14 protein-coding genes and 1 pseudogene are annotated in these 15,234 nt (G+C 61.5%); 12 read left to right on the top strand and 3 right to left on the bottom strand.

Annotated features, from left to right (window positions below):
* Positions 1 to 95: 95 nt before the first annotated feature.
* From L6D81_RS29785 to L6D81_RS26950, 5 genes and pseudogenes are all read left to right on the top strand, one after another.
* Positions 96 to 1,127: pseudogene (locus L6D81_RS29785) on the top strand (HAMP domain-containing protein); the annotation flags it as partial.
* A gap of 93 nt (positions 1,128 to 1,220) precedes the next feature.
* Positions 1,221 to 1,985 carry a methyl-accepting chemotaxis protein gene (locus tag L6D81_RS29780; RefSeq protein WP_373874350.1) on the top strand — a complete coding sequence of 255 codons (765 nt, stop codon included), beginning with the start codon at positions 1,221 to 1,223 and terminating at the stop codon, positions 1,983 to 1,985.
* 158 nt (positions 1,986 to 2,143) lie between these two features.
* Complete coding sequence (locus L6D81_RS26960) at positions 2,144 to 3,256, top strand: N-acetylglucosaminyl phosphatidylglycerol synthase (protein ID WP_236182638.1); 1,113 nt, start codon at positions 2,144 to 2,146, stop codon at positions 3,254 to 3,256.
* On the top strand, positions 3,249 to 4,025 hold the full coding sequence (locus L6D81_RS26955) for an N-acetylglucosaminyl phosphatidylglycerol deacetylase (protein ID WP_236182637.1): 777 nt from the start codon (positions 3,249 to 3,251) through the stop codon (positions 4,023 to 4,025). The genes L6D81_RS26960 and L6D81_RS26955 overlap by 8 nt, the downstream gene beginning before the upstream one ends.
* Positions 4,022 to 5,020, top strand: a complete 999-nt coding sequence (locus L6D81_RS26950) for a glucosaminyl phosphatidylglycerol flippase (protein WP_236182636.1) — start codon at positions 4,022 to 4,024, stop codon at positions 5,018 to 5,020. The genes L6D81_RS26955 and L6D81_RS26950 overlap by 4 nt, the downstream gene beginning before the upstream one ends.
* Here the strand turns inward: L6D81_RS26950 and L6D81_RS26945 are convergent.
* Positions 5,004 to 5,180: a hypothetical protein gene (locus L6D81_RS26945; RefSeq protein WP_236182635.1), complete on the bottom strand. Its 177-nt coding sequence runs from the start codon at positions 5,178 to 5,180 to the stop codon at positions 5,004 to 5,006. The genes L6D81_RS26950 and L6D81_RS26945 overlap by 17 nt on opposite strands.
* Positions 5,181 to 5,238: 58 nt before the next feature.
* Positions 5,239 to 6,087 carry a formyltetrahydrofolate deformylase gene (gene purU, locus L6D81_RS26940; protein WP_011335666.1) on the bottom strand — a complete coding sequence of 283 codons (849 nt, stop codon included), beginning with the start codon at positions 6,085 to 6,087 and terminating at the stop codon, positions 5,239 to 5,241.
* A gap of 338 nt (positions 6,088 to 6,425) precedes the next feature.
* Here purU and mvaT point away from each other — a divergent pair, with 338 nt between their 5' ends.
* Positions 6,426 to 6,803, top strand: coding sequence for a histone-like nucleoid-structuring protein MvaT (mvaT, locus tag L6D81_RS26935; protein WP_007951234.1), 378 nt, complete (start codon positions 6,426 to 6,428; stop codon positions 6,801 to 6,803).
* A 100-nt stretch (positions 6,804 to 6,903) separates the two neighbouring features.
* On the opposite strand, the gene sbcB is transcribed toward mvaT, so the two are convergent.
* Entirely contained in the window at positions 6,904 to 8,334 is a 1,431-nt protein-coding gene (sbcB, locus tag L6D81_RS26930; RefSeq protein WP_236182634.1) for an exodeoxyribonuclease I, read from the bottom strand.
* Positions 8,335 to 8,514: 180 nt separating this feature from the next.
* Here sbcB and L6D81_RS26925 point away from each other — a divergent pair, with 180 nt between their 5' ends.
* Genes L6D81_RS26925 through L6D81_RS26900 form a run of 6 tightly spaced genes read left to right on the top strand, consistent with a single transcriptional unit; the run spans position 8,515 to position 15,234 of the window.
* Entirely contained in the window at positions 8,515 to 9,240 is a 726-nt protein-coding gene (locus L6D81_RS26925; RefSeq protein ID WP_236182633.1) for an RDD family protein, read from the top strand.
* Positions 9,237 to 10,214 carry a stage II sporulation protein M gene (locus L6D81_RS26920; RefSeq protein ID WP_236182632.1) on the top strand — a complete coding sequence of 326 codons (978 nt, stop codon included), beginning with the start codon at positions 9,237 to 9,239 and terminating at the stop codon, positions 10,212 to 10,214. The genes L6D81_RS26925 and L6D81_RS26920 overlap by 4 nt, the downstream gene beginning before the upstream one ends.
* A complete protein-coding gene (locus L6D81_RS26915) occupies positions 10,201 to 11,745 on the top strand; it encodes a DUF4129 domain-containing protein (protein WP_236182631.1) in 1,545 nt (514 codons plus the stop codon). The genes L6D81_RS26920 and L6D81_RS26915 overlap by 14 nt, the downstream gene beginning before the upstream one ends.
* The gene (locus L6D81_RS26910; RefSeq protein ID WP_236182630.1) at positions 11,742 to 12,908 is read left to right on the top strand and encodes a DUF4350 domain-containing protein; all 1,167 of its coding nucleotides are present in this window, start codon (positions 11,742 to 11,744) and stop codon (positions 12,906 to 12,908) included. The genes L6D81_RS26915 and L6D81_RS26910 overlap by 4 nt, the downstream gene beginning before the upstream one ends.
* The gene (locus tag L6D81_RS26905; RefSeq protein WP_236182629.1) at positions 12,905 to 13,906 is read left to right on the top strand and encodes an AAA family ATPase; all 1,002 of its coding nucleotides are present in this window, start codon (positions 12,905 to 12,907) and stop codon (positions 13,904 to 13,906) included. The genes L6D81_RS26910 and L6D81_RS26905 overlap by 4 nt, the downstream gene beginning before the upstream one ends.
* Positions 13,903 to 15,234, top strand: coding sequence for a DUF58 domain-containing protein (locus L6D81_RS26900; RefSeq protein ID WP_236182628.1), 1,332 nt, complete (start codon positions 13,903 to 13,905; stop codon positions 15,232 to 15,234). The genes L6D81_RS26905 and L6D81_RS26900 overlap by 4 nt, the downstream gene beginning before the upstream one ends.

Raw genomic sequence — 15,234 nt, 5'->3', positions numbered from 1 at the left:
GAAGCGGAAATACCTGCTTGTACTCATCAAGCCCACCTAGCGAGCATCTATAAAAGCACGCCCTGAATAATAAGACCTTAGCGGAACCCCAAGCCATGAACAAAAATCTGCGTTTCAGCCACAAAATTTTGCTTGCCGCCGCCCTCATCGTCATTGCCGCCTTCGCCTCGTTCACGCTGTATAACGACTGGTTGCAACGCAATGCGATTCGCGAAGACCTGGACAATTACCTCAACGAGATGGGCGAGGTCACCGCCGACAACATCCAGACCTGGCTCAGCGGGCGCATCCTGCTGATCGAGAACGCGGCCCAGAACATCGCCATCGATCCCGAGCCTGCCGCTGTTGCCAGCCTGCTGGAACAGAAAGCCCTGACGTCGACCTTCATGGCGTCCTACCTCGGCGATGCCACAGGGCACTTCACCATCCGCCCGGATGCGAAGATGCCGGACGGTTTCGATCCACGGGTTCGCCCCTGGTATAAAGGTGCCGAAAGCAGCACCACGTCGACCCTGACCGAACCGTACATCGACGCCGCCACCGGCCAGACCATCATTTCCATCGCCACCGCCGCGAAAAAGGCCGGCCAGAGTGTGGGCGTGGTGGGCGGCGACCTGAGCCTCCAGACCCTGATCGACACCCTCAGCGCCCGGGATATCTCCGGCATGGGCTACGCGTTTCTGGTCAGCGCCGACGGCAAGATCCTGGTGCACCCGGACAAGGCCCTGGTGATGAAATCACTGAAGGAAGCCTATCCGCAGGACACCCCGCGCATCAGCAGTGACTTCAGTGAAGTCACCGTCGACGGCAATACCCGCATCGTCACCTTCAGCCCGATCAAGGGCCTGCCGTCGGTGAACTGGTACATCGGCCTGTCGGTGGACAAAGACAAAGCCTTCTCGATGCTCAGCGAATTCCGCACTTCGGCGGTGATCGCGACGGTGATTGCGGTGGCGATCATCATCGCCCTGCTCGGCATGCTGATCCGCATCCTGATCCAGCCGCTGCACGTCATGACCCGCGCCATGGAAGACATCGCCGACGGCGAAGGCGACCTGACCAAGCGCCTGACCATCCAGAACCAGGACGAATTCGGCGTGCTCGGCACCGCGTTCAACCGCTTCGTCGAACGTATCCACGGCTCGATCCGCGAAGTGTCGTCGGCCACCGGGCAAGTCAATGAAGTCGCCCTGCGGGTAGTCGCGGCCTCGAACTCGTCGATGTACAACTCCGACCAGCAGGCCTCGCGCACCAACAGCGTAGCGGCGGCCATCAACCAGCTCGGTGCTGCCGCTCAGGAAATCGCCCGCAACGCCGCCCAAGCCTCGACCCAGGCCAGTGACGCCCGTGGTCTGGCCGAAGACGGTCAGCAAGTGGTGGATCGCAGCATCAAGGCCATGAACCAGCTGTCGAGCATGCTCAGCGCATCGAGCAGCAACATCGAATCGCTGAACAGCAAGACCGTGAACATCGGCCAGATCCTGGAAGTGATTACCAGCATTTCCCAGCAGACCAACCTGCTGGCACTCAACGCGGCCATCGAAGCGGCCCGTGCCGGTGAAGCCGGGCGTGGTTTTGCAGTGGTGGCGGACGAAGTCCGCAACCTCGCCCACCGCACCCAGGAATCGGCGCAACAGGTGCAGACCATGATCGAGGAGCTGCAAGTCGGCGCCCGCGAGTCCGTCAGCACCATGAGCGAAAGTCAGCGCCACAGCCAGGACAGCGTGGACATCGCCAACCTCGCCGGCGAACGCCTGAACAGCGTGACCCAGCGCATTGGTGAAATTGACGGAATGAACCAGTCGGTGGCCACCGCGACCGAGGAACAGACCGCCGTGGTCGAGTCGATCAACGTGGACATCACCGAGATCAATACGCTGAACCAGGAAGGTGTCGAGAACCTTCAGGCGACGTTACGTGCCTGTTCGGATCTGGAGCAGCAGGCTTCGCGGTTGAAGCAACTGGTTGGCAGCTTCCGCATTTAAAGCCGTTCTGCCGGTCGTCTTCGTCGGTTCGCTGCCATCCGACGAAGACGCCCGACACCCCTTGCAAATCCGGCCTTGCACCTTGCGCGAAACCCCGACCGAACATCTATTCTTGATAAAGGTCAACCAAGGGAGATCAACGCGGAGGGACGTTCACCGTGCATATCGCTGACATCACCATGTTCTACGCCCCGGCCAGCGGCGGCGTGCGCACCTATCTGGATGCCAAGCACCGTCGGCTGGGGGTCAAGCCGGGCATCCGCCACAGCCTGCTGATACCCGGCGCGCATTTCGGTGAGCATGATGGCATCTACACGGTCCCCGCACCCGCCCTGCCCTTCGGCAAGGGCTATCGTTTTCCCCTGCGCCTGGCCCCTTGGCGAAACGTCCTGCAGGATCTGCAACCCGATCTGATCGAAGTCGGCGACCCGTACCTCACCGCCTGGGCCGCGCTCGATGCACGGCGACAACTGGATGTGCCGGTGATCGGTTTCTACCACTCGGACCTGCCGCTGCTGGTGGGCAACCGCATGGGCCATTGGGTCACGCCGAATGTCGATGCGTATGTGCGCAAGTTGTACGGCAATTTCGACCGGGTGCTGGCACCCAGCCGGGTCATGGCCGACAAGCTCAGCAGGCTTGGGGTACGCAACGTATATGTGCAGCCACTGGGCGTTGACCTTCAGACCTTCCACCCGGATGCCCGCGACGCTGGATTACGCGCCGAGCTGGGGATCGCCGAGGACACGCGCCTGTTGATCTTCGCCGGTCGCGGTTCCAAAGAGAAAAACCTGCCGGTGCTGCTCGACTGCATGAAACGCCTGGGCCCGCGTTATCACTTGTTGCTGGTCGGCTCGTCGATGCCGACGTCCGTCCCGGACAATGTCAGCGTGATCGACCGGTTCTGCCCGGCCACCGAGGTCGCACGGCTGATGGCCAGTGCCGACGCGCTGATCCATGCCGGCGATCAGGAAACCTTCGGTCTGGTGATCCTGGAGGCCATGGCCTGCGGCATTCCGGTGGTGGCGGTGGCAGCGGGGGCGTTCGAGGAAATCGTCAGCGAATCCTGCGGGCTGCTTTGCGCGCCGAACAATGCGCAAGCCATGGCCAATGCCGTGCGTGAACTGTTCAGTCGCGGGACTGACGTACTCGGTCGACAGGCACGCGAACATGTCGAACGGCATTACGCCTGGGACACGGTGGTCGACAGCCTGCTGGGGCATTACCACGCGGTACTCGGCGATTCGGTTCCTCGGGTGGCCAATGGCTGAATCTCACGAGCGCCCGGCGGTAATGCTGGTGCTGCATGACGTGGCACCCTCCACGTGGGCCGATTATCGAGAGTTTGTCGAAGCCGTTGACCGGTTGGGCAACGTCCCGATGACGTGGCTGGTGGTTCCGGACTTCCATCGCCACGATGCCCTCGAGGCCCATCCGGCATTTTGCCGAATGCTCGACGAGCGGGTTGCCCGAGGGGATGAACTGGCGCTGCACGGCCATTTTCATGAAGACACCGAACCCGCCCCGCGCACCGCACGCGACTGGTTCATACGCCGGGTCTACACCCATGAAGGCGAGTTTTATCAACTGTCCCGTGAAGCCGCCCTCGCCCGCCTGCGCCCCGGCATCGATCTGTTTCGGCGCCACGGCTGGCCGCTGCACGGTTTCGTCGCCCCAGCCTGGCTGATGAGCGCGGGCACGCGCCAGGCATTGCGCGAATTGCCGCTGCGCTACACCAGCGATCCGCAGCATCTTTATCACTTGCCGGATTTCGCGGCGGTCGAGGCCCCGGGTCTGGTCTGGAGTGCACGCAGCGCCTGGCGCCGCGGTCTGTCGAAAGTCGTCAGCGAACAACGTGAGCAGCGCTGGCGTCAGGCACCGGTGATTCGGCTGGGCTTGCACCCGGTGGACATGCGTCACCGCTTTTCCCGGGATTACTGGTGGCGCACCCTGGAACGACTGCTGGCGGACGGACGCGTGCCCATGACCAAAATCGACTGGCTGATGCGCCAGCGCGCCCAAGCCGAGTGTGCCGCTTGAGTCGCGGCATTCTGTTGCTGATCGGCCTGCTGGTGGCCGTGGCGATTCCTGTCCTGCTCGGCGGCGGCGAGACCTGGGAGCGCCTGCAGGCTTTCCCGCTGAACTGGCTGTTGATCATGTTCGCCATGGTGCTGCTGTGCTGGGGCATCAACACCCTGCGCCTGCGGCTGTTGCTCGGCGATCAGCGTGACCGGGTCACGCCCGTCAAAAGCCTCGGGGTGGTGATGGCGGCCGAATTCGCCTGGTGCGCCACGCCCGGCGGCAGCGGAGGGCCGTTGGCGATCATGGCGCTACTGGCGCGCAGCGGCGTCCGCCCGGCCCGGGGCAGCGCCGTGTTTGCGATGGATCAGTTGAGTGATCTGCTGTTCTTTCTCTGCGCCCTCAGCGCAATCCTGATCTACGCGCTGTTCCAGCATCTGAGTGATCGTATGGAATGGCTGCTGATTGTCAGCGCCGTGTCATTGTCCGGGGGCTTGCTCATCTGCCTATTGGTCGCGCGCTATCACCGCCGTTTGATCCGCTTGAGCGGACGTCTGTTGGCCGGGATGAACATCGAACCGCGGACTCGACGGCGCTGGGCGCGGCAGTTGCTGCATTTTCTGGCCGGTTTCACCGATGCGCTGAAATTGCCTTGGCAGACATTGATCAAGGTGTTCGTCCTGACCTGCGTGCATTGGTCGCTGCGTTACAGCGTGCTGTATCTGGCGTTGCGCGGTCTGGGGGCGGATGTGCAGTGGGCCTGGACGTTTCTGATCCAGATGCTTTCGCTGGGGGCGGGGCAATTCAGCCTGTTGCCGGGCGGTGCCGGTGCAGCGGAACTGACCTCGGCGGCGCTGCTGGCGCCGATGGTCGGCAAGTCCACCGCGGCGGCGGCGATCCTGATCTGGCGGGTGGTGACGTATTACTTCTATCTGCTGGTGGGTGGCCCGGTGTTTCTATTGATGCTGGGCCGGCCGTTGCTGAAAAAGCTGCTGAGCGTCAGACAGGCTTCTTGACTTCATCCTCTTCGTCCTTGAGTTGCTCCCACAGCTCGGCAGCACCGGGAAACTCCGTGCCGTCCTCCGGGCTCAGGTCATCCGGGTCATAGCGGCTCAGACAACCCTCGCCCAGGGTGGCGGGCGCCTTGGAAGTGGCTTTGTCCAGTGGATCGCTCATCGGTCATTCCCCAAGGTTCATGGGTCGCTCCCACGCTCTGCGCGGGAGCGATTCTGAATCAGAACACCACGGTCTTGTTACCGTGCACCAGCACGCGGTCTTCCAGGTGATAACGCAGGCCACGGGCCAGCACCATCTTCTCGACGTCACGACCAAAACGCACCATGTCTTCGATGCTGTCGCTGTGGCTGACACGCACCACGTCCTGCTCGATGATCGGGCCGGCATCCAGCTCTTCGGTCACGTAGTGGCAGGTCGCACCGATCAGCTTCACGCCGCGCATCGAAGCCTGGTGGTACGGCTTGGCACCGACAAACGACGGCAGGAAGCTGTGGTGAATGTTGATGACCTTGTGCGCGTATTCGCGGCACATGTCCGGCGGCAGAATCTGCATGTAGCGCGCCAGTACCACCACTTCGGCGTCGTGCTGCTTGACCAGGCGCGACACTTCGTCGAAGGCCGGTTGCTTGTCCTGCGGATTGACCGGTACGTGGTAATAAGGAATGCCGTGCCACTCGACCATGCTGCGCAGGTCGTCGTGGTTGGAAATCACACAGGAGATCTCGCAGTCGAGCTCGTCGCTGTGCCAGCGGTGCAGCAGGTCGGCCAGGCAATGGGATTCGCGACTGGCCATCAGCACCACGCGTTTTTTCTGCTCGGTGTCGGTGATGCGCCAGTCCATCGAGAATTCTTCGGCAATCGGTGCAAATTTCTCGCGCAACACCTCGATACCGAAAGGCAGGGAATCGGCACGGATTTCGTGACGCATGAAGAACCAGCCGACCTGATTATCCGAGTGGTGGCTCGCTTCGGTGATCCAGCCATTGTGGGCCGCCAGAAAGTTACTGACTTTGGCAACGATGCCAACGCGGTCCGGGCAAGAAATCACCAACCGAAAAGTGCGCATGAGGGGGAAACTCCAGAACTTCGCAAAGGCGGCCATTCTAGCGACTGCGCGGAAAAACTGCAGTATTGATGACCCTCGGAGCCTCACGGCTGCCCATCACAGCTTTTTTGACGCACGTAAACGCCAGAATGATGGCGTCGCAATAGCCATGCTTGAACAGAGCGGTGTGAATATCTGTGAAGACTCCATCACATTATTTAACTGAATATTCAATTCAGGGGTTTTCGACGTAACTAATCCAAATAAAAACCCCGGTTAAATGTTTACTTGATGAAACAGCCTGACTATTATTGCCGCACTGTCCCTGCCATCGCGCACTTCCACATAAGGTAGTAATCATGTCCTTGATCAACGAATATCGTGCCACCGAAGAAGCTATCAAAGAGCTGCAAGCCCGTTTGAAGAACCTGTCGCAAGACGACAAACTGCAAGCCGAGCTGGAATTCGAAGGCAAACTGCGCACACTGATGGGCGAATATTCCAAGTCCCTGCGCGACATCATCGCGCTGCTGGATCCAGAGTCGAAAACCAAAGCACCACGTGGCGGCGCAGCCAAAACTACCGGCACCAAGCGTGCTCGCAAAGTTAAACAATACAAAAACCCGCACAACGGCGAAGTCATCGAAACCAAAGGTGGCAACCACAAAACTCTGAAAGAGTGGAAAGCCAAGTGGGGCGGTGACGTGGTTGAAGGCTGGGCGACCCTGCTGGGCTAAGCCGCAACCCCTGTCGCAGAGCGCTTCTGTGACACAAAAAACGCCAGCGAATGCTGGCGTTTTTTTATGCCCGGCATTCAAGCGCCGGACATGTTCGATTTCAAAGATCCAACCGTTTGCGTAATGCCTGGACATAGTTCTGCCATTCACCCAGCACCTCGGCCTGCATCGGCGCAGCACTAAGCAGCCATTGCTCCATCGCCTCGGCAAAAGATTTCAAGGTATTAGGCGCGCCCCACTCCGGCTCGGACAAGCGCTGCCGGCAAAAGATTTTCCAGCGTTCTTGCTCTTCGAAATTCAACGTATCGGGAAAGTTACGTGCTCGATATCGAAACAACAATTCAGGCAAACGTTCGTCATCGAACGGCCATTGCTCTCGCGCCAATTGGGCAGGATCGGTCGTCCTCACTTGCTCACATAAACGACGATCGCGATCACCGATAAATCCGTCATACAACTGTTGTTCCGGATCTCCACTCGAGGTGAAATCTTCGCTGGCATAAATCGCCGAGACTTTATCTTTCCAAACTTGTTGTGCGTCACTTAGTCGCAATGCACGCGCCTGATACAACGCCATGTCCAGCCCCAGGCGCTGCTGATCCTCAGCACGCAGCACCGACAATGGCGCCACCACCGGGCACTTGTTGATGTGAATAAGCTTGAGCGGCACCGGCAACTCGCCTTCGGCCAGCTCGTCACGCCGGGTATACAGGCGCTGGCGCAATGTTTCGGCATCCACGTCGAGCAGCCCCTGCGGATCCAGGTGCAGATCACAGACGATCAACGCGTTCTTGTTGCGCGGATGCCAGGCCAGCGGCAGCACCACACCGACATAACTGCGCGCGGCCGAGAAACGGCCGGAAATGTGCACCATCGGCTGCAACAGACGAATCTGGTCCATGACCTTCTGTTTGCTGCGCAACTGAAACAGCCAGTCATACAGCTTCGGTTGCTTCTCGCGGATCAACCGGGCCAGGGCAATGGTGGCGCGCACGTCCGACAAGGCCTCGTGCGCGTTGCCGTGATCGATGCCATTGGCGGCGGTCAGGCGTTCGAGCTTGAGCGTCACCCGGCCTTCGTCATCGGTCGGCCAGACCAGACCATCGGGGCGCAATGCGTAGGCGGCGCGCACCACATCGATCAAGTCCCAGCGACTGTTGCCGCCCTGCCATTCACGGGCGTAGGGATCGAAAAAGTTGCGGTACAGGCTGTAGCGGGTCATCTCGTCGTCGAAGCGCAAGGTGTTGTACCCGGCGCCGCAGGTGCCGGGAGCCGCGAGCTGGGCGTGGACCCGGGTCATGAAGTCGGCTTCGCTCAAGCCTTGTTCGGCGAGACGACTAGGCGTGATCACGGTGATCGCGCACGCCGCCGGGTGCGGCAGGATGTCTTCGCTGGGCTGGCAGTAGAGATTGACCGGCGCGTCGATTTCGTTGAATTCATGGTCGGTGCGGATCCCGGCCACCTGCAACGGGCGGTCGCATCGCGGATTGATGCCGGTGGTTTCGTAGTCGTACCAGAAGATGGAAGTCACGGGCGGTTCCTGAACTGAAGATCGGCAAAGTCTAGGCGTTCGACCGCCGTCACGGCCAGCACCGCATCATTCAGTCACCTTTGGTTGAAAGATGTGTATGACATAGTGATGTCGTTTCCCCCCGAGAGACTGCTAGCATCGGACGCACTTGCATCCCGATCCGGCAACATCAGGTAGCCCATGCTCGAGACCACAGCACCGCCAAGGAAAGCACCGCTGGCCCCGCCACTGGACACGCGGCACCCGGTCGAAACGCCGGAAGGCATCGACCTGCCGCTGCGTCCCGCCGGCCTGATGGTGCGTGCCGTGGCGTTCACCATCGATCTGGGAGTGCGCGGGCTGATCCTGGGCCTGTTGCTCACGTTGCTGGCACTGCTCGGCAAACTCGGCATCGGCCTGGGCTCACTGCTGCTGTTTGTGGTGAGCTGGTGGTACATGGTGTTGTTCGAAGTGCTGCATCAGGGCCGTTCACCGGGCAAGCAATGGATGGGCCTGCGGGTAGTGCACGACGATGGCACGCCGGTCGGCTGGTCAGCCTCCCTGCTGCGCAACCTGCTGCGTTTTGTCGACCTGATGCCGTTCGGCTATTTCCTCGGTGCGATCAGTTGCCTGCAACACCCGACCTTCAAACGCCTTGGCGACATCGCTGCCGGCACGCTGGTGATCTACAGCGAACGCCCGCTCATGCGTCCGCAATTGCCCGATGCCGAACCCCGTCGTTCGCCGATCCCGCTGACCCTGACTGAACAACGTGCCCTGCTCGCTTTCGCCGAACGCCAGGGCGAACTGTCGACCGCGCGGGTCAATGAACTCGCGGCGTTGCTTGCTCAACCACTGCACATCAGCGCGCCGAAAGCCGTCGGTGAACTCAATGGCATCGCGCGCGGCCTGTTGGGGCCGACATGAAGCAAAGCCTTTTCGAATCCCGCCACAAGGCTGAATGGGAGCGTTTCACCCTCGCCCTCGAACGCCTGGAGCGCGGCAAGGACAGCACACAGATGGCAGAATTTCCCAAGGCCTATCGCCGCCTCTGCCAGCATCTGGCCCTGGCACAGGAACGCGGTTACAGCAGTTTTCTGGTCGACTCCTTGCAACAGCAAGTGCTGCGCGGTCATCAACAGCTTTACCGTCATCGCAGCCAGCTCGGCGCTGACGTGCTCGGTTTCATCCTGGCCGGTTTTCCACAATTGGTGCGCGCCGAATGGCGTTTCGTGCTGACGGCCGCACTGCTGTTCTTCGGCAGCCTGATCGGTTTCGGGATGCTGGTGTATCTGAGTCCCGAATTGATCTACAACCTCATCCCCGCCGAGCAGGTGCGCGAGATGCAGAACACGTACGACCCGGTCGCCGGCCATCTCGGGCGTTCGGCCGAACGCGCGGCCAGCGAGGACTGGGTGATGTTCGGTTACTACATCATGCACAACATCGGCATTGCCTTTCAGACCTTCGCCAGCGGTTTGCTGCTGGGGGTGGGCAGTGGTTTTTTCCTGCTCTACAACGGGCTGATCATCGGCGCGGTAGCCGGGCATCTCAGCGAGATCGGCTTCGGCCAGACCTTCTGGTCGTTCGTGATCGGGCACGGTGCATTTGAACTCAGCGCGATCGTTCTGGCCGGTGCGGCGGGGCTGAAACTGGGCTGGGCGTTGATTGCACCCGGACATCTGACGCGAATCGAGGCCCTGCAGATGGCGGCCCGCCGGAGCATCCTGCTGATCTGTGGCGTGATGCTGTTTCTGCTGATTGCCGCATTTATCGAGGCCTACTGGTCGGCGCGCACCGGGGTTTCGCCGCCGACCAAATACCTGGTCGGCGCCGGGCTCTGGCTCGGCGTGGCGCTTTATCTGCTGTTCGCCGGAAGGACCCGCCATGCGCCTGAGTGACGCCAGCGTGGCGATCCGCCCGCGCACCACTTGGGAAGCCATGGACCTGGGCGTGCTCATGAGCCAGCAGCACCGGCGCCTGCTGATGACCAGTTGGGCCCTCGTCACCCTGCCGCTTTTCGCGGCGCTCAGCCTGTTGTTGTGGGATGCGCCGTCGCTTGCCGTGTTCATCTTCTGGTGGCTGAAACCGGCCTACGAACGCTTGCCGCTGTACATCCTGTCCAAGGCGTTGTTCGGCGAAACACCCACCTTGAAACAGGCGTTGCGCCAATGGCCGCGCCTGCTCAAGCCACAGTTGCTGGCCAGCCTGACCTGGCGCCGGCTCAGCCTGAGTCGCAGCTTCCTGCTGCCCGTGCAGCAACTTGAAGGCCTCGACGGTACGGCGCGCCAGCAGCGTTTGCAGGTGCTGCTGCAACGCAATGCCGGCGCGGCCCAGTGGCTGACGGTCATCGGCGTTCATCTGGAAACGGCGCTGTGGATCGGCCTGATGGTGTTGTTCTATCTGCTTGTGCCGCAACAGGTCGAAACCGATTGGGACTGGCAAAGCCTGATTTTCGCGGCCGACTACGAATGGCGCTGGCTGGAGCATCTGACCAATGCGCTCTATGCACTGATCCTGGTGGTCTGGGAACCGGTGTATGTCGCCTGCGGATTCAGCCTGTATCTGAACCGCCGCACCGTCCTCGAAGCCTGGGACATCGAACTGGTGTTCCGCCGCTTGCGCCAGCGTTTGAACAGCAGCGCGATCGGCTTGCTGCTGGTGGTGTGTCTGCTGTTGCCGGGCGTGCAATCAGCCTGGGCCACCGAGCCGGCCACTACTCCGGATGCGCCCCGTCTCTTGAACCAGCCACTGACCAGCGAGGCATCACGCGACAGCATCAAGGCCTTGCTCGAACAACCGCCGTTCAAGAACAAGGAAACCGTCACCCGTTATCGCTTCGGCGAAGATCCCGCGGCTGCCGAAAAACCCAGGGAAGGCGAAGCTCCGCAATGGTTGAAAAGCCTGCTCGAATGGCTGGACGGCCGACACCTCGACGGCCTGGCCAAGGCGATCGAAGTCGTGCTGTGGGCCGCAGTGATCGCCGGACTCGGCTGGCTGGTCTGGCGTTATCGGGATTTTCTGCAAACGTTCGTCGGCCGCCGTCCGCGCTTGCCCGAAGCGAACAAAAGACCCTTGCCGCAACAGGCCTTCGGCCTGGACCTGCAAAAGGAAAGCCTGCCCGATGACATCGCCGGCCACGCGGAACAGCTCTGGCAGACCGAACCGCGCGCAGCGTTGGGTCTGCTGTACCGGGCCCTGCTCAGCCATCTGCTGCACGACTTCAACCTGACCCTCAAACCCGCCGACACCGAAAACGAAGTGCTGGCCCGGGTCAAACAGTTGCAGCGTCCGGAACTGCTCGCTTACAGCCGCCATCTCACGGGCCACTGGCAGAACATGGCGTATGGGCACCGAGTGCCGGCGGCGCATCTGCAACAGCAATTGTGTGATGGCTGGCGTGCCCTGTTCGGCCACGGAGCCGCCCGTTGAACCGGCGCGGGCTCTGGCTTCTGGGCGGCGCGCTGATCGTCGCCCTGCTCGCTGCGCTGGGCTTTTATCTGTACCTCAAGGCCACGCCTTACCAGGCCGAAGTCGATCACGGCCCTTCCCCCGCAGCACAAGCCAACCCTTATCTGGCGGCGGAGATGTTTCTGCGCGAGCGCGGGATCGACGTCAGTCATGCCGAAAGCCTTGCCGTGTTGCCTGAAATCGATCCGCGCCAGCAGACGCTGCTGATGTTCAACGACCGCTCGAAAATGACCCCGCGTCAGGTCGATCAGGTTCTGAACTGGGCTCGCGCGGGCGGACGGCTGGTGTTCGTCGCCGAGTCGATCTGGGATGAAAAGTCCGGCCAGAGTAACGACCTGCTGCTCGACCGTGTGCAACTGCATCAGTCCTTCAGCAAGGATCTCAAGGATCCGCCACTGGATGCCGCCGCAGATCCTTACCCCAATCTGACCAAGCTCTATCTGGAAGACGAAGATGCCCCCGCCTACGCCGGGTTCGATACCGCGTTCCACCTCGACGACCCGAAAAACCTCGCCCAGGCCTGGGCCAACAGCGCCAAAGCCACGCACATGATGCAACTGCCCTATGGCAATGGTTCGATCACCGTGGTCACCGATGCAGACCTGTGGAAAACCCCGGCCATCGCGCAACACGACAATGCCTGGCTGCTCTGGTACCTCAGCGCCGACACGGCCGTGACCTTGCTGTACAACACCGAACACGACGGTCTGCCGACCTTGCTCTGGCGCTATTTTCCGCAAGCCATCGTCGCGCTGCTGGTGCTGATCGGTCTGTGGTTGTGGCATGTCGGCATGCGTCACGGCCCGGTGCAGAAGCCCGTTCCTATCGGTCGTCGTCAACTGATGGAGCACCTGCGCGCCAGCGCCGAATTCATTTCCCGTCACAACGGCCAGCACTCACTGCTGCAAGCGTTGCAGCAGGACGTCCTGCGCCGCGCCCGTCACCGTCATCCCGGTTTCGACCAACTGAATGTCGCCGAACAATGGCTGGTGCTGTCGCGCCTGACCCGCCAACCGACCCGTGCCATCAGCCAGGCCCTGAGCCCGGTACCGAAGCGGCGGATGTCCAGCGCCGAATTCTGCCGTCAGGTCGCCCACCTGCAAGCCTTGAGGAACACGCTATGACTGAACACATCGAACCCGGCTCGCTCAGCCACGCGGCCCAGCAACGCCAGCGCGCCAGCCAGTTGGCGCAAGCGGTGCGCGGCGAATTGCAGAAGGCGCTGATCGGCCAGAACCCGGTGATCGACGACGTGTTGACCGCGCTCATCGCCGGCGGTCATGTGCTGCTCGAAGGCGTTCCCGGGCTTGGCAAGACGCTGCTGGTTCGCGCCCTGGCCAAATGCTTCGGCGGCGAGTTCGCACGCATCCAGTTCACTCCGGACCTGATGCCCAGCGACATCACCGGCCACGCGGTCTACGACCTGCAGACCGAGCAGTTCAAATTGCGCAAAGGCCCATTGTTCACCCACCTGCTGCTGGCCGACGAAATCAACCGCGCCCCGGCCAAGACCCAAGCCGCGCTGCTCGAAGCGATGCAGGAACGTCAGGTCACCCTCGAAGGGCGAGCCTTGCCGATTGCTCAACCGTTCATGGTGCTCGCCACGCAAAACCCGATCGAACAGGAAGGCACTTATCCGCTGCCGGAAGCCGAACTCGACCGGTTCATGCTCAAGGTGCGCATGGATTACCCCGACGCCGACCAGGAGCTGGACATGGTGCGGCAGGTCAGCCGCTCGACCCGTGCCGACATGCTCGATGTGCAACCGCTGCGCACCGTATTGCAGGCCAAGGACGTGCAAGCCCTGCAACGCATCGCCAGCGATCTGCCGCTGGACGACCAGGTGCTCGATTACGCCGTGCGTCTGGCCCGCAGCACCCGCACCTGGCCGGGCCTGACCCTTGGCGCCGGGCCACGTGCCTCCATCGCACTGGTGCGCTGCGCCCGCGCCCGGGCCCTGTTGCGCGGTGGTGAATTCGTGATTCCGGACGACATCAAGGGCTGCGCACTGGCGGTGTTGCGCCATCGCGTACGCCTTGCGCCAGAGCTGGACATCGAAGGGCTGCAAGTCGATCAAGTCCTTCAGCAACTGCTCGACCAAGTACCGGCGCCACGCCTGTGAAACCCTCACGCCTGCTGCTGATCTGGTTGGCGATCCTGCTGGCCATCGGCATTGTGCTGGGTGCATTGCAGGCGCTGGACGTCGAGGTGCCTTCGAGCCTGCTGTCGATCAACTGGGGATTGCTGCTAGCGCTGTTCGTGTTGAGTCTGCTGGATGCCTTGCGCCTCAAGCGACTGCCTTCGCCGCGCGTACACCGGCAGATGCCAGGGAGCCTGGCACTCGGCCGCTGGCGCGAAGTGCGACTGGAGGTCGAACACGACTATCCGCAACCGCTGACCCTTCAGCTCTTCGACCATGTACCCGATGGCCTCGAGTTCGAAAGCCTGCCACTAGTCGTCGAACTGCAATCCGGCCAGCGCAGCCTGATCGGCTACCGCCTGCGCCCACTCAAACGCGGCCATTTCACATTCCACGTCTGCGAACTCAATTTGCCCAGCCCATTCGGTTTGTGGTCCGGCAAACGGCTGCTGAACATCACCGACCACACCCGCGTCTACCCCGACTTCGCCCGCCTCTACGGCGGCCAGTTGCTGGCGGTCGACAACTGGCTCAGCCAGCTCGGCGTACGTCAGCGCCAACGCCGTGGCCAGGGGATGGAATTTCATCAACTGCGCGAGTTTCGCGAAGGCGACAGCCTGCGCCAGATCGACTGGAAAGCCACCGCCCGCCATCGCACGCCGATTGCCCGGGAGTACGAAGACGAGCGCGACCAGCAGATCATTTTCATGCTCGATTGCGGGCGGCAGATGCGCAGTCAGGATGGGGAGCTTTCGCACTTTGATCATGCGTTGAATGCATGTTTGCTGTTGAGTTATGTGGCTTTGAGGCAGGGGGATGCGGTGGGGTTGATGACCTTTGCCAGCGATCAGCCGCGCTACGTGGCGCCGATCAAAGGGACGGGGCAGCTCAAGGTGTTGCTCAACAGTGTTTACGATCTGGACAGCACGCACCGGCCTGCGGATTATCCGGCGGCGGTGAATCAGTTGCTGGCAAGGCAGAAGCGTCGAGCGCTGTTGGTGCTGGTGACTGAATTGCGGGATGAGGACGACATTGAACTGCTTAGTGCCGTCAAACATCTGAGTCAACAACACCAGGTGCTGGTGGTGAGTCTGCGCGAGGCTGCCCTGGAACCCTCGCACCTGCCGACCGTGCATGCCTTGCAGGCAGCGCTCGCCTACTGTGCGACTGTGGACTACGTGAACGGCCGAACCAACCTCCATCAGCGTTTGAGCGCCCATGGATTAGCAATACTGGATACGCTTCCTGGGCACTTGGGCGCAAAGCTTGTTTCACGATACTTGAGCTGGAAAAAAGCAGGTGTGCTGTAA

It is taken from the genome of Pseudomonas sputi, assembly GCF_021603585.1.
Taxonomy (GTDB): domain Bacteria; phylum Pseudomonadota; class Gammaproteobacteria; order Pseudomonadales; family Pseudomonadaceae; genus Aquipseudomonas; species Aquipseudomonas sputi.
The sequence above is the reverse complement of the archived record's forward strand: the minus strand, read 5'-3'. Positions and strand labels throughout refer to the sequence as shown.

Bases quoted from the DNA above. Each gene is read 5' to 3' on its own strand.
- L6D81_RS29780 (WP_373874350.1), top strand. From the start codon at position 1,221: ATGTACAACTCCGACCAGCAGGCCTCGCGCACCAACAGCGTAGCGGCG.
- L6D81_RS26955 (WP_236182637.1), top strand. From the start codon at position 3,249: ATGGCTGAATCTCACGAGCGCCCGGCGGTAATGCTGGTGCTGCATGAC.
- L6D81_RS26945 (WP_236182635.1), bottom strand. From the start codon at position 5,180: ATGAGCGATCCACTGGACAAAGCCACTTCCAAGGCGCCCGCCACCCTG.
- purU (WP_011335666.1), bottom strand. From the start codon at position 6,087: ATGCGCACTTTTCGGTTGGTGATTTCTTGCCCGGACCGCGTTGGCATC.
- mvaT (WP_007951234.1), top strand. From the start codon at position 6,426: ATGTCCTTGATCAACGAATATCGTGCCACCGAAGAAGCTATCAAAGAG.
- L6D81_RS26925 (WP_236182633.1), top strand. From the start codon at position 8,515: ATGCTCGAGACCACAGCACCGCCAAGGAAAGCACCGCTGGCCCCGCCA.
- L6D81_RS26920 (WP_236182632.1), top strand. From the start codon at position 9,237: ATGAAGCAAAGCCTTTTCGAATCCCGCCACAAGGCTGAATGGGAGCGT.
- L6D81_RS26915 (WP_236182631.1), top strand. From the start codon at position 10,201: ATGCGCCTGAGTGACGCCAGCGTGGCGATCCGCCCGCGCACCACTTGG.
- L6D81_RS26905 (WP_236182629.1), top strand. From the start codon at position 12,905: ATGACTGAACACATCGAACCCGGCTCGCTCAGCCACGCGGCCCAGCAA.